This is a genomic window from Bradyrhizobium frederickii, from assembly GCF_004570865.1.
GTDB lineage: Bacteria > Pseudomonadota > Alphaproteobacteria > Rhizobiales > Xanthobacteraceae > Bradyrhizobium > Bradyrhizobium frederickii.
In genome coordinates, this window is record NZ_SPQS01000022.1 from 1 (window position 1) to 18,379 (window position 18,379).

16 protein-coding genes are annotated in these 18,379 nt (G+C 56.7%); 7 read left to right on the plus strand and 9 right to left on the minus strand.

The genetic code is table 11. The features are described 5' to 3' along the window. Positions 1-221 (plus strand): transposase domain-containing protein (locus E4K64_RS30375; RefSeq protein ID WP_135166765.1); only part of this gene is annotated, 221 nt, incomplete at its 5' end. Here the strand turns inward: E4K64_RS30375 and E4K64_RS30380 are convergent. Both E4K64_RS30380 and E4K64_RS30385 read right to left on the minus strand, forming a co-directional pair. After that, positions 206-1,198: a nucleotidyl transferase AbiEii/AbiGii toxin family protein gene (locus E4K64_RS30380; protein ID WP_135166766.1), complete on the minus strand. Its 993-nt coding sequence runs from the start codon at positions 1,196-1,198 to the stop codon at positions 206-208. The two genes, E4K64_RS30375 and E4K64_RS30380, sit on opposite strands and share 16 nt — an antisense overlap. Beyond that, positions 1,185-2,039: a type IV toxin-antitoxin system AbiEi family antitoxin domain-containing protein gene (locus E4K64_RS30385; protein WP_135166767.1), complete on the minus strand. Its 855-nt coding sequence runs from the start codon at positions 2,037-2,039 to the stop codon at positions 1,185-1,187. The genes E4K64_RS30380 and E4K64_RS30385 overlap by 14 nt, the downstream gene beginning before the upstream one ends. 280 nt (positions 2,040-2,319) lie before the next feature. On the opposite strand from E4K64_RS30385, the gene E4K64_RS30390 reads away from it, so the two are divergent. Continuing rightward, entirely contained in the window at positions 2,320-2,496 is a 177-nt protein-coding gene (locus E4K64_RS30390) for a DUF2158 domain-containing protein (protein WP_235884821.1), read from the plus strand. Between the two features lie 167 nt (positions 2,497-2,663). Here E4K64_RS30390 and E4K64_RS30395 read toward each other — a convergent pair whose 3' ends face one another. The 3 genes from E4K64_RS30395 to E4K64_RS30405 all read right to left on the minus strand — a co-directional run bounded on the left by E4K64_RS30395 (position 2,664) and on the right by E4K64_RS30405 (position 5,291). After that, positions 2,664-3,380: a T6SS effector amidase Tae4 family protein gene (locus E4K64_RS30395; RefSeq protein ID WP_135166768.1), complete on the minus strand. Its 717-nt coding sequence runs from the start codon at positions 3,378-3,380 to the stop codon at positions 2,664-2,666. 133 nt (positions 3,381-3,513) lie between these two features. Then, entirely contained in the window at positions 3,514-4,017 is a 504-nt protein-coding gene (locus E4K64_RS30400; protein ID WP_135166769.1) for an SLOG cluster 4 domain-containing protein, read from the minus strand. Between the two features lie 638 nt (positions 4,018-4,655). Beyond that, a complete protein-coding gene (locus E4K64_RS30405) occupies positions 4,656-5,291 on the minus strand; it encodes a hypothetical protein (protein WP_135166770.1) in 636 nt (211 codons plus the stop codon). A 772-nt stretch (positions 5,292-6,063) separates the two neighbouring features. Between E4K64_RS30405 and E4K64_RS30410 the strand changes: the two genes are divergently transcribed. From E4K64_RS30410 to E4K64_RS30430, 5 genes are all read left to right on the plus strand, one after another. After that, complete coding sequence (locus E4K64_RS30410) at positions 6,064-9,285, plus strand: hypothetical protein (protein ID WP_235884822.1); 3,222 nt, start codon at positions 6,064-6,066, stop codon at positions 9,283-9,285. Between the two features lie 107 nt (positions 9,286-9,392). Continuing rightward, entirely contained in the window at positions 9,393-10,766 is a 1,374-nt protein-coding gene (locus E4K64_RS30415; RefSeq protein ID WP_235884823.1) for a hypothetical protein, read from the plus strand. Positions 10,767-10,812: 46 nt separating this feature from the next. Beyond that, on the plus strand, positions 10,813-13,095 hold the full coding sequence (locus tag E4K64_RS40645) for a di-heme-cytochrome C peroxidase (RefSeq protein ID WP_283810189.1): 2,283 nt from the start codon (positions 10,813-10,815) through the stop codon (positions 13,093-13,095). A 933-nt stretch (positions 13,096-14,028) separates the two neighbouring features. Next, complete coding sequence (locus tag E4K64_RS30425; RefSeq protein ID WP_235884824.1) at positions 14,029-14,667, plus strand: hypothetical protein; 639 nt, start codon at positions 14,029-14,031, stop codon at positions 14,665-14,667. Further along, entirely contained in the window at positions 14,657-15,607 is a 951-nt protein-coding gene (locus E4K64_RS30430; protein WP_126261760.1) for a nucleotidyl transferase AbiEii/AbiGii toxin family protein, read from the plus strand. Before E4K64_RS30425 ends, E4K64_RS30430 begins: the two co-directional genes overlap by 11 nt. An 869-nt stretch (positions 15,608-16,476) precedes the next feature. Here the strand turns inward: E4K64_RS30430 and E4K64_RS30435 are convergent. From E4K64_RS30435 to E4K64_RS30445, 4 genes are read right to left on the minus strand one after another with little or no spacing between them, the layout of a single operon-like run. Beyond that, the gene (locus tag E4K64_RS30435; RefSeq protein WP_126261761.1) at positions 16,477-16,677 is read right to left on the minus strand and encodes a hypothetical protein; all 201 of its coding nucleotides are present in this window, start codon (positions 16,675-16,677) and stop codon (positions 16,477-16,479) included. Positions 16,678-16,723: 46 nt separating this feature from the next. After that, the gene (locus E4K64_RS30440) at positions 16,724-17,782 is read right to left on the minus strand and encodes a HipA domain-containing protein (protein WP_347338637.1); all 1,059 of its coding nucleotides are present in this window, start codon (positions 17,780-17,782) and stop codon (positions 16,724-16,726) included. Continuing rightward, the gene (locus E4K64_RS41290) at positions 17,668-17,997 is read right to left on the minus strand and encodes a HipA N-terminal domain-containing protein (protein WP_235884826.1); all 330 of its coding nucleotides are present in this window, start codon (positions 17,995-17,997) and stop codon (positions 17,668-17,670) included. Before E4K64_RS41290 ends, E4K64_RS30440 begins: the two co-directional genes overlap by 115 nt. Next, positions 17,997-18,284 (minus strand): helix-turn-helix domain-containing protein, encoded by a 288-nt coding sequence (locus E4K64_RS30445; protein ID WP_126261762.1) that lies wholly within the window; start codon positions 18,282-18,284, stop codon positions 17,997-17,999. The genes E4K64_RS41290 and E4K64_RS30445 overlap by 1 nt, the downstream gene beginning before the upstream one ends. Positions 18,285-18,379: the final 95 nt, after the last annotated feature.

The following is an 18,379-nucleotide window of genomic DNA, read 5'->3' on the forward strand; positions in this document are numbered from 1 at the left end:
ACTGGACCTTCGCTGGCAGCCAGCGTGGCGCGGACCGTGCCGCCATCATGCTGACGATGATCACAACCTGCCGCCTCAACGACGTTGATCCTAAGGCCTGGCTCGCCGATGTCCTCGCCCGTATCGCCGATCTCCCTAGCTCGCGCCTGCACGAACTGCTGCCTTGGGAATGGAAGCTCCTGCGCCAAACCGACAAGCCCGCCAGTCAGCAGGCCGCTTGACCTTCACCCAACCGATCATAGAGCTCGCTCTGCCCGCGCGCATGCGTCAATCTGGCGGTCTTCATCGTATGCGTACGGACTTTTTCCAGGGCCGCAACGAGCTCTGCGCGCTTTTCCTTCGATAGCTTGTCGAGATTCTGCTGACGCCATTTGACGGCAGGCAGATCGGCGGCGGCGGGGATGCCGAGGAGATCCCAATCAGGCTCGCCGCGCTCGAACGATACTAGAAATTTTCGGTGAGCCTCTGGCATCTTACCGACAATTTCTTCGACCAGGGTCTTGCGCGCGGCAACCAGCTCGTCCTTTGAAACGGGCTTGTCCGTCATTCCTTCGAAGCCGTGGAGAAATTCATCGCTGATATCTTTTTGTGGCGAGCCAAGAACCTCGAACATCGGCCTATCGTGACTCAAGAGATAGACGATGAAGGCCTTGCGGAGTTCATCGGTAATTCCCTCATTGGCCAGCAGGTCGCGAGTATCAAACAAATCACGCGGATGCTGGCGATCCAAAGCGGCGACAATTTTTCCGCCATAGAGGTCAGCAAAAGAGACCGTGCGAGCCTCAGCGAAACCAAACGCCTCTTCGACGGCGGGACGCACCGAAGTCACGACCGGCTCGAAGACGCAGCCACGCAGCACAGGCGTGACTTCAATCTTGATCTGGACGTTCTGTGAGCGAACCACCAGTTTGACGATCGTGCCCTCTTTACGGGTCTCATGGACCTGCGCCCCGGGGATTTTCCCTTTAATCTCTGCAACGATGCGCTTCATGGCTGCATCGATGTCGGAAAGGGATTCAGCTCGCGGCGCGACAGGAATATAGGTTAGATCGATATCGACCGAGAGGCGCGGCAGGTCGCGGACGAAAAGATTGATCGCGGTGCCGCCTTTCAGGGCGAAGCATTTCTCTTCGGCGACAAGTGGGAGAACGCGCAGCAACAGCGCGACCTGCTTTTTGTAAGCATCAGCGAACGCCATGGAGATCTCCCGGCACCGTTATCTGATAGGTTGGATCGAGAACACCACCTTTGACGAGCATGCGTTTACCATGCCCAAGATCGACGGTTTGCTTGTTAAGCCGTTTGAGCCAGGCATGGTTGTGACGGTCGGCGAAGTAAAAGAAGAGACGCTTCACCTTAACGCTTGCGCAATCCTTCAGGAGTTTTTGCAAGCGATCGGGGCGAAGATTGGCAAGGCCAGCGAGTAGGGCATCGACCTGTTCGAAGCTTTCGTTGGTGGGCAATTCGTCGAGCAGTTCGAAAACGGCGCGCTCGGGCGTCGACAGGGTTAGAGGCCAGTCCCATTGGCCCCAGTTCAGTTGAGTTACGTCACCTCCCCGAAAAGCCGTATCATCGAGCATCTTCCCGGTTTCGACATTCCAGCGGACACTGCTTATGCCCTTCGCGACGGGTTCGTTTTTGAAGAGCCGCCGGTCGTTGTGGTAGACGAACTTCACGGACAGCGGCAGCTTGTTCACCCAGGATGGCGGAGACTTGGGGCCGTAGAGGTGAACGCGAGTCGTCGCTTGCGGCAGGTAGTGAGCGTATCCTTGTAGTTCGAGCGCCGTTCGCCCGCCCACGACGAGCGGTGAATAGTTCAGGATGCCCTGCAGGGATATGACGACCTGCTGCCAGCTCAATTCGTAGCGCGGTCGCCGGAAAACCCCGCGGGTTGGCTGTTCGAGCCAGCCACGCGTCACATACAGATGTTGGAGCTGGGTGGAGTAGCCGTGCCGCTTGAGCCAGGCGGAATCCACGACAAGCCCCTCAGGCAGGAGCTTGTCGAGCTGGTTTAGGAGTTGGCCTTTTTGTCTATCCATGATTGATATATTAGCATATTTTCAAACCTTGGGTTAGTTTGAAATTGTCTCCGTTAATCAACCAAATTGATTTTTTTGAGGTTATCCAAACCAATCCCTTCTACAAAGACGCATCCTGTGGACGACGATTCAGGACCAGTTGCGAAAGGAACAAATAAAGAACAAATTGATGTTAAAAATGCCAAGACCCGGCAGCTCAATGCAACTCGAAAGAGATGAAGATGGAAGGCAGTGAATTCAAACCGGGCGACCTGGTTCGAGTGAAATCAGGGGGCCCGTGATGACGGTCGAAAAGTGGGCATCACGGCAATGCTCCAGAGAAGTGGCGGTTTGGTGCGTCTGGTTCGAGAAGGTTGGGAACAAGCAGATCGCTCAGCAAAAGAGCTTCTCCCATGTCGTGCTTGAGAAGGCCGAGAAGCCGAACACGGCATTCTCGGTCGGGATCGTCAGGTCCTAAAGGGTGCATCATGGCGTTTCGCGGTCTCTTCATCGGCATCGACCGTTACGCCTCCCAAGACATAGATGAACTCACCTGCGCCCGACGCGACGCGATGGCGTTGGAAGCGCTATTCTCGGACACTCTCGGAGGTGAACCCCAGCGAGCGCGTGCGCTGTCGCGCCGACTCAATTGTGGAGCTGCTCTGTCCGATGCCCCTTCGCGAGTCCCTTCCAGAAGATTTCAAGCTGCTCGTTGAGCTGCTGCGCGACTCGCACGGCCCGCCGCCCCGCGCGATCATCGGCGATCTTGATGCGCGTTGAATGCTTGATGACACGGCGATCGAGCTTCGCGAACTCAACCGATACGCGACGAACGAACTGCCAGGCGCCATGACGGCGGGTGAGAAAGTCGGGCATTCTCGGAACGTGTTGAACGAAATGTTGGACGTTTTGTTGGACGTTTCCTGCCCTCGTATGCAGCTTGGGAACAAGGGCGAGAGGTGTCTGAGCCCGTCGCCAGGTCGAGCCGATCAATAGGTCATAAGACGCTACGGCAATTTCCAGAACGATGGGATCGGCGTTCCAATAGTCGGCTCCGACGGGATTGCTGCCGTCCCACAGGTCAATATGGCCCTGCCCCGGGAAATCAGGAATGTTGAGGTAGGCAACCAGCCCCTTCTTTCCCTGAACGCTCGCGGGGGCGGTGCCCGGCGCACTCACCCCAATGTCGTGAACACCGAACACCTCCGCCTTGCGCAGAATGCCAGCCAGATCGCCGGCGCCACGGACGAAATTGTGGGGGCAAAGGTTGACTCCGCTGTTGGCAAATTTCTCCTTGATTCCAGTGACCGTCTTGTCCAGAGCCTCACTCATGCGAATCGCACAGGTGTTGGGAAAGTGCATGGTACAGTTATGAATCTGTGTCGGATCCGTCTTGTAGACGCCCGGATGGCCGAAAATGCAGGCCTCGCCAAAGCAAACGGCGAGAGCATGTCGCGCAGGGCGTCCTGCAACGAGAGCTCATCGGGTACGACGATCAGTCCTTCGGAAGCGAGCCCGCCTGATAATTTCCGATACGCTCCTCGGGAGCGACAAAGGCGATCACCCGCTTTCCGAGACCCAAAGCAATTTCGAGCTCGGCCTGGGTACCTTCACCGCCCTTCAGAACGATGACCACATCGGCCGAGGCCATGTTCATGATGTTGCGCGAATCGGCACTCTTTGGCGCCGTGCCGGGAAGATGCGTGAAGATTGGGAGCTCGATCCACCGGTTCGGATAGCCGGATTTCGGAGTGAGCGCGTATGGCGACACGTTTCCGAGTTTTGCTCCTGCAAAGCCTTGCGCGCTTCCCGGAATGATTCCGATCGAGCGTCCGACCCGGAGCGGCGTCCCGCAGAACGATTTTGCGACAATCTCCATCGCGCCGCCCCCACCGCCGGTCAGCAGGTCGCATCCATGCTCCGCGACGATCCGACCGGCAATGCTGGCGCGTCGATCAAGCTCGGTTCCGACGGAAACCGCGTCGCCGGAGGCCGCCACGACGATTTTGACCATTTCTCGATCTCCCCTTGCTCATTCACGCTGTAAGTGAACTAATTCTGATTGTAGCGAATCTTCTTCACCGGCGGATTGACCGGACGAGGACTGGATCACCGATCACGACGACCCAGCCGCGGCCACGCGGGCCCGCCGTATAGGCAATCTATCGCCAATATTCCGCACCGGCGACGACGATCGTTGCGAGGCCCGGTCATGCACTTCCAAATTCCTGGTCGCACGAACAATTCTTGAACCTGAACTCCAGCAGAAGGTCACGAGACCTCCATCGTTCACAAGGGAACTATCAGGCACCTCGATCAGCTCGGCGCTAGAGATTTATCTTCTTCAGGTTTCAGGAATTCGCTCTCGCTTTCCGGCAGATAAGTCTGTCCGTTGCGATCAGCCTTGATCACGAAGATGCAATTTCTTTTGAAATCGGCGCTTGGCCTTACCAGGGTCCAGTCTCTCGGCCCTCAAGAAAAAAACAGACACGCTACACGGATTGAGAATTGTAATGCTGTGAAGGCATCACTTCTTCTTTTTAGCAGCCTTCTTGGTAGCTTTTTTGAAGCGCTTCGGCGGCGGACGAACGCTGGTATGAGCTTTTACTCTGCTGCCCTGTTTTGCGCTTGGACGGCTCATGCAGCGTTCTCACGGCTGCTTCTTCGGAGCAGCTTTTTCCACATAGGAACGTGCTCAGATTCTAATTTGTACTCATAGGCATGAAACGCAATGAAGTGTCTGAGCAACCGCTGAACCGGAGGAATCCATACTCGATTTCGGCGCTTCATCTCGGGATCGCTTGTGGTCGCATCTAGAGCTGCATTGTAAGCAAGCGCATCCAGGGCGCGGAGCGGCATCGGCTCGTCCCCCGCAATGGTGAAGAGCTTTGCATTGTACCGCTTTTCGCTTGGCTCGGGATCGAGTTCGATTTCGGCCAGCATATCGTTGTATTTTTTCTGCAGAAACTCGTGTGTTCGTGCGCGGTAGCCGAAGTCGAATGTGAGCTGAGCGGTAGCAAATATAAGTACCGCAAATTCGAGCCATCCCTCCTCGAAATGAATCAAGTTTGCGGCTTTTCCGGCAACACCTGCGCCGAGAACTATGACTAAAAAATTTAGAAGCCTGTTGGAAAGGTCAAAAAAGTTTCTTCGCGCGACATGATAGATCGCGCAGCGAAGCGCATCGAACTTCGGAGCAAAAACGTAACCTACGGCATCAGCGTCGTGGCCAGCCGTCGTAACTTCCAGCGATACGTCCGTCCCTTCGCTCACTTTTTCGGTGGCCGCGCTGGTGACGGGGCTGGTGCGGGACGAACCGGAACGTGCGTGCCCGGATTAGGACTGCTTGGACGCGGCGGCGGCGAAACACCAATGTGCCTTACGTCCTCCGCCATAGGCCGTCCCTCCTTTTAATAGATCAATCGCAAGACATCTGATTCGGCCATTCCCAACGACCGGTTGCGGAAATCTCCTGTTGCCGAGCCTTGTCACAACACAGCGCAATGACCAAACTTCGCGCCCCCCCAAGACTAGAGCAGCGGCGGCGCCGGCTTTTTGCGTTTTCACAGGGAGTCACGATGAACAAGAGCGCAGGGTCTTGGTTTCAAGCCGCAAGACGTCGCTCTCGAACGCCACTCGATCGTACCTTCGTCGCGGACAATCTCGCAGCTGTGCCCTGCAAGCGCATTCTCCTACACGCAACGGTGCAGTTCGTGCTGAGCGTTCGCATCAGGCTTTGTCAGCCGTCCGCACGGGACATACGTCGGCGAGCTATTTTCAGAGCGATGCAAAGTGGTAAGAAGTCATCCGGAGGAAAACTCTGCGATCGCCCCGTAGAAGATATCGACAAACGCGGAACACTCCTGTAGGGAAGTGTACAATATCAGCAGTGCTACTTAAGAGCGCGACGATAATTCAATCTGTTTCAAGTCGCCCGTATGCTTGGGCTCGCTGCTTTCAATGTGAGCTGGCGCGAATGCCTGGTACCCGAGCCCCTTTCTGTGGCTTGCCAGCGACCTCCATAAATATGTGAGGAGATGACGCAATGACTGTGCGCGAGCAATTGTTTACTTTGTTGCGCAACCTTCGATGGATAATTGTTCTGTCGGTAGCTATCTCGGTGTTGCTCTACCTGCCAGATCAGATCCAGGAGCTCTACCGGATAGCCGCCGATGACCTTGGTTGGGTAACGTTCAAGGAGTTCGCTGCCTTGGGCGTGATTGCGATAGCGATTTGGGCAAGCGCGTTTCAGCTCACGACTGCATCCCTGCCGCAAATCCCCCAGCCTTCCGCACGCCTGGCTTTCTATATAAGACTCGCTCCTGTGCTGCTTGGAGCACTGCCGATCATCGCCGCCACAGCAGGTCAATTTGCCTCGCGGCCGACGCGCAAGGTTGGCGAGGTCGAGGAAGTCGGAAGTATCTTCCGCATTCAAGACCAGGCGCTCGCGTTTGAGAGGAACGTGCTGTTCATCCTCGCGATCGCCATGCTAATCATGCTCGTCTGTTTCGTAGCATTTACTTGGCGAATGGGATCAAGAGATCGTTCGATTGATCTCGCGAGCCGCGCTAATAATGCTTACTTCATCCGTTACAGGTTTCTCGCGCTCTCGATCGGCGGCATCGTGCTGCTGACAACAGCATTCCTTATGGTGCCTGATAGGCTCGCACAATTTGTCGGATCGTTCGGCGTGATCGCCCTCTTTGCGGTTTGCGTCCTTGGTCTTACGGTCCATTTTTCTCTCCTGACCATCAGATTTGCGTTTCCGTTTATTCCGGTTGTGTTCGGTGGGTTGTTTTTGCTTGCCTCCTTGTTGGGAGGTGACGACCACGAACTGCGTAACGTCTCTGAAGCAAACAGCTCCCCGGAAAAGGCGCGCATGTCCGCAGCCGCCGCATTCCGCGAGTGGCTTTTACAAAAACCGCGGGTAGAGGACGCCAAGAGGCTCGGCGAGTATCCCGTCTTCATTGTGGCGGCTCAAGGGGGAGGAATCTATGCCGCCAATAATGCGGCGCGGTTTCTTGCGCGGATGCAGGATCTCTGTCCGGCATTTCGCCAACATCTGTTTGCGATAAGCGGTGTGTCCGGGGGCAGCGTCGGTTCGGCAATCTTCGCCGCTGCGCTCCACGCCGAAAATGCGTCCCTTGATCCGAATGCCGTCGACGCAAAAACATGCCCCAAAATCGCGGATTTTCTGGCAGGGGTTGGACGGGTCCAAGATATTGATGCTCCTGGGCCGGTCGAGCAGCGCGTAGCAAACGTCCTGACAACAGATTTTCTGTCGCCTTTGGTTGCCGGCTTTCTGTTTACTGACTTCACTCAGATGTTTTCACCGTTCGCGATCCCGGGCTTCGATCGCGCGCGCTTCCTCGAATACACGTTGGAGAACGCCGGTGACAGAGTCCTCGGCAGCAGGGAGGGCAGCGGCAATCAATCCAATCTGCTAAGGGCTGACTTCCAGTCCCATTGGGCGCCCGACAACAACATGCCCGCCCTGTTGTTCAACACGACGGATGCCGGCAGCGGCAAACGGGCCGTCATCTCTCCCTTTGATTTCGATTCGCTGCACCCCAGAGACACGGACCTGTGTGTTCTTGCAGCGCTTGAACGTGCGGGCACTGGGACGGACCAAACGGTCAAGAGCCACTCGCTGCGTATTCCGCTCAGCACGGCCGCTTTCACGAGCGCACGTTTTCCGTGGGTGACGCCAGCGGCGACCATCTCAGTCAAAAATGACTGCATAACCTCTCATCCGCAGGCGCGCTTGGTGGACGGCGGATATGTGGAGAACTCTGGGATTGAGACCGCGCTCGACCTGATTGAGAAGCTTAACGCCATCAAGGGCACCTCCGATGCGCCGAAATTCAGGATTTACCTGCTGTCCCTCGTCAGCGGGCAGTTCGGCGATCATGGTTCATTCATGTTCGGAGAGCTCATGGAGCCGGTACGCGCGCTTCTAAGCACGCGGACCTCCCGTACCTATGTGGCCCTCAATCATGCAACCAGCATCGACCGTCGGCCGGACGCCGAAATGACGTCCAGTGTTCAGCGCTTTCCAACGTTCGGCCGGACGGACATAACAGGATTGTTTTATAGCCTTCCACTCGGCTGGACACTGTCCCAGAAGACCGAGGATATCATCTCATTGAGCAGCGGCCGCTTTTGGGACTGCGTGCCGAAGGACGACTTCGATCAGTCCCGCGAAAGGCAGAGCAATGCAGATTGCCTGCAGGTGAAGTTGTTCCATCTTCTGAATGGATCGGTCGCGACCGCATTTGAAACGCTGAAGGATGCCAAACTTGCACGGGCTGCCTACGCCGACGAGCTAGCGAAGGAATATCAACCAACTCCAAAGATCAAGCCGCAGCCATTACTTGCTTGTTATGAGAGCAATTGGTTGCAACAGCGCGGTTATGAGGAATATCAGGAAAAAGTCGCCGCCTACGAGCAACAGCTGAGTGAATCGCGCAAAGATCATTCCCCGGCCCCTCAACCCGTTCCGCCATATCGCAAGAGCTATATGGCCTACTATCAGGCCGAGCAGGTCAAAGCCTTGTTGCAGGAATGGGATCGCGTCGAGGAAACGGATCCCCGTATCCTTGCCTATATTCTAGGATCCGTCTCTTACGACAGCGCCGATTTTACTCGCAGCAGCGAGAACTTTTCTTACAGCGCGTTTTCTCAACTCCCGCAGAAATGGCGCGATCGCATTGACAAGAACAACTCAAGGCTCCTGGCCGCAAACAAGCCCGCGGTCGACGTGAACTCTTTGCTTAATCGTCCCAAGGAACTGGCCAATTTCGTGCTCGCTTACGATGACAACGACTTTGGCAACCGGCCCGGAACGGACGACGGCTGGCTGTTTCGCCCGCGAGGAATGTATCAATTGGTCGGCCGTGAGCAGTATCAGGAAGCGCAGGATCAGATGGTGCAGCTACGCGAGCTGCAAGGACTTGATCTGCTAACGCTACCCGACGCGCTATTTGATGCGAAGATCTCGGCTAAGGTTACCTTCGCTCACTTCCGACTGCACCGGTATAAGGACGGCCAGTTATCTCCGCCGGACAACCGCCGAACGCTGTTCGAATTGCTCAAGGATCGTGCGAACGACTGGACAACGGTTCGCGCGTTGCAAACGGATATGACGCATCCAGCCGATCACGCGCGGGTCAATGCACGCAGTGAGATGTTCCTCGGCTGTATAGAGGAGGCGTTGCATCCGACGAAGCTCAAGACGTTGCAAAGCCAATTCTACGGTGAGGAATGAAGGGTTTGAACCGGTCGCCCGCATTGCCTTGGCGAGGCGCGTAGCGGCGAGATGTAGTTGTTCGACAGCTGATGTTTAAATTTTTGCTCTTACAGGGGGATTTTCCAATGATCGCGAGGGGTCAAATCAACGGATCTCTGTTTCCGCGACGGCTCGCAAGCTTGTTAGCGGCGGGGTTGATGTTCGTCGCAGCTTGGGAGGTAGGAACGGCTTCCGCGCAAGCCGCGTCGAGGCCGCTTGCGCCCAATGATGTATCCATTCTCTTTCCTCCGCCGAAGTCGGCGGCCGACCTCGCCAATCTGATCGCCGTGTCCGATCTTGCGGGCCCTTCGGGATCGCCGCAGCGGCTGTTTTCCGACGCGGATTTCGCGCATTTTATCGCCAACGCCGAAAATCCGGAGCATCCGGGCGTGCCGGATTCGGGTGCACGGCACATTCAGTTTCCCGATGCCGTGAAAAAGGTCGGCGCCTGGTTTGTGGCCGGCATCCGCATCGATCCGGGCGCGCCGGGATTGTCGCCGGAGATCATCGCGCAGTTTGGCCGACAACCACAGATCCGGCTCATCATTCAGCCGGTGACCAACGGGCCGGACGGCTTCAAGGTTCATGACACTGCAGGCCACCTTATCTTCAGCTTCACTCTCGCCCCGGACCCGCCTCTGGATGGTTGCGGGCCGTTCCCGCGATTCAAACCGGACGACGAAGCATTCAAGGCGATCCTTCGTGACGTCGCGACCTTGCGCGATCAGCTTGGGGCCGGACAGTTTGGCAATGTCAAAGTCTCGACTGCGGGTGATCTGAATGTGCATCCGGGTCTTGTAGGAGCATCGGCAAAGGCGTTCCGCGATGCCCTCAAGGCTTTGATTGAGAAGCACCTCTCGCCGCAGCGCCTCAATACCATGGCCGTGATGGGCATCGCCCCGCCAGAACCCTGGATTTTCGTATCGATGTTAAGGGTCCCGCAAGCAGGCCTAATCCCAGTCCCCGCCCCGACGCTTGATGGTATGCACGTGGCACAAATGTTCAGCGCCGTCGGCGGAAAGCACGTGGTCCCGGAGCCGGGCACGAACAATCAAAACCCGGTCACCTGTCGACACGCGGCATTGCAAAATCCGCCCTTGCCTCAAGGCGATCGTAAGGGTGTTTCGACCTCCGAGTTCATCGATGGTAACGTGCCCAACAGCCGCATCATCGAGATCGTCAATACCATTGCCGATACGAAGAAGAGCCACTTCTTCAATACCGATTGCGTGAGCTGTCACACCGAGACGGCACAGCCACTCGCCAGGAAAATTCCAAATTTCGCAGTGCTGGGCGTCAACCGCGCGGTGTGGCCGAAAGAAAACTGGAATGTTCGCAACTTCGGTTGGTTCCCATCCTTTTTGCGCGGCGGCCCGGCAGCCGCGACGATAACCAGGCGCGCGGCAGCCGAGACGTCCGACGTTGTCGCCTTCATCAATAGCCAATTGCTGAACAAGTAACAGACGCCGTAGCCGTTTCCGGTAGCCTGCCGGGTCGGCTGGACGCATGAAAAAGATGGATGGAGTCCTTGCTATGGGCAGACCTTCTTTTGGCTCTCGTCTTTATTCCTGGTTGATGCGCTGGCCTCATATCACCAGCCTGTTATTAGCGACCGTCGTTGTCGTGATCGTGGCGGCCGGCCTGGTGTATTTCGCCCCGGAGAAGGTTCGCGACGCAGCCCTTAAGATCAAGAACGATGCCAATCTCGTCGCTCAATTACTGCCTGCGACCCTGCCCGAGCCATCAAGAGTACAAAGCGCTTATTGGCTCCCGCAAAATTGGAGCGCTCGCCAGCGTTACTGGTTTCACCACACATCGCAGGGGACAGCGACCATCCCTGTCCCTTATCAGTGGTTTTTGGCCCTGGAACGCCCGGAGCTGTCCTTCTCTTACACGAGCTTAACGGACGAGAACTACCTGCGCCGCCTCGGCTTCATTCCCAGTCCTAGCTCAAAGGACTTCGCCGGTATTGCGCCCGCATACGGTTATCACGACGATGCGCCGAATGGGGACATAGCCGACCCCGGTTGGACTCCAAGCGCGCCCGCGAACCCGAATGCTTTGCCGGTCGGCTTTGCCATCCTCAAGGGCGGTGTCGATCCGGCGACTGGCGTCCCGTATGAAGATCAGATCGGGCTAACCTGCGCCGCCTGTCATACGGGCCATCTCGAATACAAGAATGTTAGCATACGGTTCGACGGCGGGCCGGCGATGGTCAATCTTGGCGAGGTTGAAAGAGCCGTCGGGCTGTCTATCGGCTACACGCTGATCTTGCCATGGCGTTTCGAGCGTTTTGCTAGCAAGCTGGAGCAGATCAAAGGGCAGAGTGTCGATCGAAATCAGCTTCGACGCGATCTTGAGCTAGCACTCCAAAAGATCAAGAACCAAAAGGCAGAGACCGACAGACTTTTGACGGGTCAGGGAGTGGCGGATCTCGATGAAGGGTTCGGTCGACTTGACGCGCTGAATCGGATCGGGAACCAGGTTTTCTATAGCAATCTGCTCGATCCCTTGACCGGCGAACTGTCCGAGCCACTCCTCAAGGGCAACTTCACGCGCCACGATGCCCCCGTGAGCTTTCCACCGATCTGGGACACGCCGTATTTCCTTTGGGCACAGTATGACGCATCTGTTCTCAACGAACTCGTTCGCAATGCAGGCGAAGCGCTCGGTGTCAGCGCAAAAATTAATATGATCGCTGCCGCGCCCGGAAGGCCGCTTTTTGCCTCATCCATACATCTCTCCGACATCGCGCGGTTCGAAGAGCTTCTGCGCGGCACCGATCCCTTTTCGTCCGAAGATGCAGGAGGCAGAAAGTTCACCGGGCTCGTAGCCCCCCGATGGAAGGACGCGCAGCAGAAATTCCGCGGTGACCCGGCCTGGGCGATCGATGAAAAGCTCGTTGAACAGGGTCGCGATCTTTATCGTGCTCACTGCTTTGAATGCCACCGAGGCCCGGTGAACGATGCTGCCTTCGACAAAAAGTGGCCGGAAGACTCATTCTGGCGCGCAGAGAACCCCGATCGCTCAGCCAAGAACGAGAAGAATTGGGTAGAGGTCGGGGGACGGCATTATTTTAACGTCGTCCAGATGCCGGTCTCGGCGATCGGCACCGACCGCCAACAATCTAACGTCCTCACGACGCGGCGCGTTCACCTACCCGAGTCACTCGGATTAAATCCCGCAGATGACCTCAACAAAGCCGGAGGTTGTGGCCTTCTGGCTGATAAAGGCGTAGATCCTCTGTTTGTACTCGCGCTCATGGACGTGGTCGGCAAAACGATCGAAGAATGGGTCATTGCGAACGGCACTTCTGAAGAGACCAAGCGGCAAATGTGGGGGCCCCGGAAGAACTGCCAAAATCAGCGAGTCTATGTCGGGGCGCGTGCGAGCCGCAACGGCAAGGACGAAACAGTACTCGCCCTTGAGCCTCAGTACCGGGCCCGCCCGTTGGACGGCGTTTGGGCAACAGCTCCTTATCTTCACAATGGGTCCGTTCCGACACTCAGAGACATGTTGGTGCCGCAAGCCGAACGGCCGAGGTCGTTTTGCGTCGGCAGTCGTGCGTTCGACCCGGTCAAGGTCGGGCTTGTTACGAAAGTAAAGGCGACCGAGAGCTGTGCGGCCGGCCTGACGAACTTTAATGTGTCGCTGCTTGGCAACAGCAATCGTGGACATTCGTTCGAGGGCAAGGAAACCGACTTAACGAAGCTGCCGCCTGGCGTCATCGGACCAGAATTGACCGAAGCCGAGCGCCGAGCGCTTGTTGAGTATCTCAAGACTTTATGAGCGATGGGTTACCCGTCGACCTGTGTGTCGGCGCCGCCACCTTCGACCTTCCGCCGACGTCACGCGTGCCTCGTCAACGCGCGTGCCATTCGGGAGCTTTGCCTAACTGAGGGCTTCGAAGGGGAGCTTGGTCTCTTCGAGGCTGGTACGGTCGCCGGCTGAATCTTCTTATGAGCCTCGGCAACATCTGGCGCACGATGCTGCGGCGCGGATTTCATCTTTGATCCGGCATAGAAAAACTCTGCCGGTTGAATGCCGGCAGGGCTTCCTGTCCAACTCTCCGATACTTCAGCTCTGGAATCCTTCCATGCGGCGGGATCCGTGGCGATCGCGCGCTGGGCGTCGAGGCTTGATTGTCCCAACCGGGCGCGTCGCGACCTTAGTCTTCAGAAGGCCCTGGATCACGGCTTGCGGGTCAGTCAGCAGCAGCTTGCTCTGTTCCCGTCCAGCCAGGTGGCGCCATTTGAGCCGGGTCTTGTAGAGCTTCGCAGGATTGAAGTCCGCGGTCGGCTCGAAGGTCTCGACCCGGAAAACGATCGCCTGATTGACGGCGACCGTACGCTATGCGCTCCGCAGGCTCATTATCGAAAGTCTCGCCGATCTTCTCCTAGACCCTGTCAGTCAGTTCCTGAAACAAAGACAGATTGGCGCCCCGCGAAACACCCGCGCCGCAGAGAAATACGGCCTCTCCGTCATTGACCTCGCGGATCTATTCGGAATATCGGGGCTGGCCTCAATGAATTTCATCAATACCGGAAATCAGAACGCGAAAAGGACTCGCCTCGCGTGGAGGGTACGCCATCTTACGTCTTTAGATTGACGCCGTCCCCACATGAACAGGGCTAGTTCACTGCGATCTACAGCTGACCAATAACGACAACAATTTATACATTCTCTATCAAATAGATACACCTAAATTTGCATGATTTTTCAATGAAAAAACTTGCATATAAGTCAGTTCTGACTTATATGCTCAGCGTGACGAAGCTCGATGAACTCAAGCGGCATTTGAAGCCGGGCCAGGCCTATCGGCTCGCCGATCTGGCCCGCTGGTCCAGGTCTGTCGACCGGCATGCCAGAGAGTTGGTCGAGAACGGCACTCTTAAGAAAGTTTCGGGCGGATTGTACGTGTATCCGAAGGAAACGGCGTTCGGCCCGGCACCGGCATCCGACAAGGAGGTCGTGCGCGCCTTCCTGAAGGACGACACGTTCCTGCTGGCTTCGCCAAACGCCTACAACAGCCTGGGTGTGGGCACGACGCAGCTCTATGACAAGACCGTGGTCTACAATCACAAACGGCATGGAGAGTTTCGGCTCGGCAACCGCACCTTTGCGTTTCGCGTGAAGCCGCGCTTTCCCAAGGCGCTGACAAAGGAATTCCTGCTCGTCGATCTGGTCAACAATGTCAATCACCTTGCCGAAGCCAAGGATCAGGTTCTCAAACGCGTGGCGGAGCGTGCTGCTGAGTCCGATCCGAAGCGCTTGCGTCATGCGGTGCGCGCGTATGGGAGCGAGCGCGCCAAGAAGTTCTTCGAACGCGCGCTGAGAGCCAACGAATTGCATGTCGGCTGACTTTATCCACAATCATGAGCAGTTCGCAGATCTGATCCGGATTGTGGCGGAAGAAAAAGGCATTGATCCAGCATTGGTGGAGAAAGATTACTGGATCATGCATTGCCTATATGGCCTACAGCAGCAGAAATTCACCTTCCAACTAAAAGGTGGCACATCCCTTTCCAAAGGGAACGACATCGTCCGTCGTTTTTCGGAAGATATCGATATTCTGATCGAACCTCCGGCCGGCCAAAACGTGAAGACTCACAAGAACCACGACAAGCCGGCGCACATCCAGTCGCGCAAAGACTTCTTCGATTGGCTTGCCAAGACCATCAAGATTGATGGCGTCACGAAAGTGGAACGCGATACCACGTTTGACGATGTTCCCAACTACCGAGGTGCCGGCATCAGACTTAACTACGCTAGTGTGAGCGAGGCGATGGAAGGCCTTCGCGAAGGCGTATTGCTCGAGGTGGGTTTCGACACTATAGCCCCGAACGCACCGAAAGACATCAGCTCCTGGCTTTACGATCGGGCCAGTGCAAGCAACGTCGATATTATCGACAACCGCGCTAAGGCGGTGCCTTGCTACGATCCTGGATACACGTTCGTGGAGAAGCTACAAACCATCTCAACGAAATTCCGCAAACAACAAACCGACAACAGCGACCCTGTCGGGTTCATGCGGCACTACTACGACGTCTACGAACTGCTCCAGAATAAGGAGGTTCAGAATTTCATCGGCACGAAGGAATACGCAGAACACAAACAAAAGCGCTTCCGGCAGGGCGACAACCCGATTATCGCCCAGAATGAAGCTTTCCTCCTAAACGATAAGAAGGTTCGAGCGCTATACACCGATGCTTATGACCGCAGCCGCGCGCTGTATTACGCGGCCCCGCCTGGCTTTGAGCAGATACTCGACGAGATTAGCGAGTGGGTTGAGAAGCTATAGTTCTGGCGCTGGGAGAGTTCTATTCGGATTTGGCCAACGCAATGGCTTCACCCCGCCCTCAAATGCCGCATAGCGAGCGTCTACTCTACTAAGATGTGACTCGCTATTGTGGGTTGAAGAATCGGCCGATCCCCACTCGATTTCAGCATAGATCGCGCCGCCATACACGGAGCGGCCCGGGCCCCTGACGGACATTCTTCTAAAATCAACGACCGCAACAATCAGCCATCATGTGGTGTTCATCCACGGACTCAAGGGAATTGGTCACGCTCCCTGGATGTCGTCAGGGGCGCCTCAAGAGTTTTGGCCACTGCGGCTCTCGAAAGATATCGCCGAACTCGGCATTTGGAGCATCGAGTACGACTCCGCCCCCACCCTCTGGCGTGGTCACTCGACGCTCTCAACCTCGTTCCGACATTTAAGCCCAGCGATTACGAAAAGACGCCCGTACTCGCCTATCTGTCAGCAGGTGCACACCTCGTCCAAGCTACACCACAGGAGCTGCGGAAAGCCATTTTGGCAACTGCCGTTTGACTCTGCCTCAATTCCGCTGGCGGACGATGCCTCGTCTCTGAATGAGCGGCGTAAGGCGATTGATCTCTATGAGCAGACTGCAACGTTTGCATCTGCCCTTGGATGTACCCGGATAAGCAACGATGCGAGCGACAAGTTCAGTGCTTTTAGGAGGTTGCGTATAGTCGCTGCGCGCCCGAATCGCAATGATCTTCCGAAAGCGCCCTCATGTCGCGTTGAGATCGCTCCCAGAGATTCCCAAGCCTGCCGAAACCTTCCCTTTTGTCCTGGGTTCGGCCTATTTGGAGTTCGGGAAGCGGGTCCCTAATAGCGAGACTCAGCCCGTTTCTCGAGTTTCAAGTGCGGGCCGTATCACCCCCCAGAGCTATCAGGCCAATACGGAGGCACGTCATGGCTGGCGCCGGCTTGGTGTTGCTGCCGCTGCTGCTGATCATCGGCGCCGATGATCGCGGTCCGGCAATTCCGGCGCCGGTGCCGCCGACGGCCATCATGGCCGCGATGATCGCGCTGTCGACATCGATGCCGGCGATCAACATGCTGCTGCTGGTGCTGCCGGTGCGGATTGATCTGCTGGCCCCAAAACTAGGTTCCCTTCAGAACGCGTTCGCAGTCCCGAGCTCGTTTGGTCAAAGCCGCTGCCAATCGCTCGATAACGGCGTTCTCCAATCCCTCCTTTTGCGCGCGCGCGCGGATTTCGTTAACGAGGTCGGGGATCTGCCCAGCCATGGAGATAAGAGTAGCAGTGACCAAATCCGCATCAGCCCGCGTTTCGCGCGAGAACTTCTGCCATTGACGCAAGCCAATTTGGTCGAGCTTGTACGCGCCCCCGACTTTCATGGCGAGCTTGACCTTCCGCGGGTCGACGTGATCGTAAGGAAGAATGCTAGCTATGTCGTAGAGCGGCGCAAGCCGTACGTGCGGGCCGCTAGCCAAAAGCAAGGAATAGTTCTTGGCGTGAGCGTCGGCCCCCCCAATGAGCCAGTTGAAGCCCAAAGCGCTGACGAACGTCTCAAGGTCAGCGTCGCGGTCCGTCGAGTATGTCCGTAAGGGCTCGATCACGTCAGCAGACGTTGGTCCTCCCTCGTTCTGGTATTTCTTGGTCGGCAGGATGCCCATGGCCTGGCAAATATCTTCCTGGTGAATCCGAATGATGTCGTTCCCACTAACTTGCTGGTCGTAGCGTTCAACGACGATTGCGATTTCCTTTTCGAAGCGCATCACCTTGGTTTCAGCGGCCGGCAGCCCGACTTCTCGCGCGAGCTGCAGGCAGATATGCTCGTTCTCGGCGTGACCATCGAAGTGGCCTGTCGGCGGTTTCAAAATGTGGGTGGTCGGTATGCGGCCGGACGGAATGCCCCATTTGCCGTCTTTGAGGACAAGAGCAGTTTTAGGCTGGGCGCCCGCAAGGCTGAATTGACCCGTATCGCCGGGCAGACGCCAGGCAGCATGATCCTCGCGTAAGGCTTGAAGCCGGTTTGCTATTTCCGGCTCGTCAAGCCATTCGATCTTGTCATCTCGGCCCGTTTTCAGGCCTCCAGTCGATCGGGGGTGACAAACTGAACGGCGCCTGCGCAATCCTGACCGACGTTCGAGATGAAAGCAAACACGTTGCGCGCTGATACCTGAAATTTCTTGGCCCAACGCTCGAGCACCTGCTCATTGTCGGGAAGCAGCCCCCACAGGAAGGCCTGAATGGCGGCTGGACCATGCTCCTCAGCGGCAAGCGGCATCGAAAGCGAGAGAGGATAGGCTCCCTCAGCGTTGCGCCATGCATTGTCATAGACAAAGGTCAGCCGGCCGCGTGCATCACTTCGGACACGACCGACTTCGTTGCCGTCCGCAATGAGCTCGGCCATTAAGGCTTGCCTTTTTTGGCTTTCGCCACGATGGCGTCCAGATCGACGGCGGTTTTCGGGACGCCGCGGCCCGCGGAGGGATTGCTGTCTGCATCGAGCTTAATGCCAAGAGCATCGAGGACGCGGCGGATTAGCCCGAGTTCTGCGCGCGGATGTCCATGCTCGACTTCAATGAGCCATTGGCGACTGACACCAACCTTTTTGGCCAGCGTCGACTGATCGAGCTTGAGGCGTTTGCGCCGGTCGCGGATGACGGCGCCAAGATCGGCTGCGGTACGTGTGAGCATGGCAAATCCGAATGTCAGCGTTCGCTTACATTATCATATGTCGCCATTCGCTGACAATCAAGATGTTGCCGTTCGCCGACATCGTCGAATGTCGC

Bases quoted from the DNA above. Each gene is read 5' to 3' on its own strand.
- E4K64_RS30425 (WP_235884824.1), top strand. From the start codon at position 14,029: ATGAAAAAACTTGCATATAAGTCAGTTCTGACTTATATGCTCAGCGTG.
- E4K64_RS30380 (WP_135166766.1), bottom strand. From the start codon at position 1,198: ATGGCGTTCGCTGATGCTTACAAAAAGCAGGTCGCGCTGTTGCTGCGC.
- E4K64_RS41290 (WP_235884826.1), bottom strand. From the start codon at position 17,997: ATGGCCGAGCTCATTGCGGACGGCAACGAAGTCGGTCGTGTCCGAAGT.
- E4K64_RS30390 (WP_235884821.1), top strand. From the start codon at position 2,320: ATGACGGTCGAAAAGTGGGCATCACGGCAATGCTCCAGAGAAGTGGCG.
- E4K64_RS40645 (WP_283810189.1), top strand. From the start codon at position 10,813: ATGAAAAAGATGGATGGAGTCCTTGCTATGGGCAGACCTTCTTTTGGC.
- E4K64_RS30435 (WP_126261761.1), bottom strand. From the start codon at position 16,677: ATGTTGATCGCCGGCATCGATGTCGACAGCGCGATCATCGCGGCCATG.
- E4K64_RS30415 (WP_235884823.1), top strand. From the start codon at position 9,393: ATGATCGCGAGGGGTCAAATCAACGGATCTCTGTTTCCGCGACGGCTC.
- E4K64_RS30385 (WP_135166767.1), bottom strand. From the start codon at position 2,039: ATGGATAGACAAAAAGGCCAACTCCTAAACCAGCTCGACAAGCTCCTG.
- E4K64_RS30410 (WP_235884822.1), top strand. From the start codon at position 6,064: ATGACTGTGCGCGAGCAATTGTTTACTTTGTTGCGCAACCTTCGATGG.
- E4K64_RS30395 (WP_135166768.1), bottom strand. From the start codon at position 3,380: ATGCACTTTCCCAACACCTGTGCGATTCGCATGAGTGAGGCTCTGGAC.
- E4K64_RS30445 (WP_126261762.1), bottom strand. From the start codon at position 18,284: ATGCTCACACGTACCGCAGCCGATCTTGGCGCCGTCATCCGCGACCGG.
- E4K64_RS30430 (WP_126261760.1), top strand. From the start codon at position 14,657: ATGTCGGCTGACTTTATCCACAATCATGAGCAGTTCGCAGATCTGATC.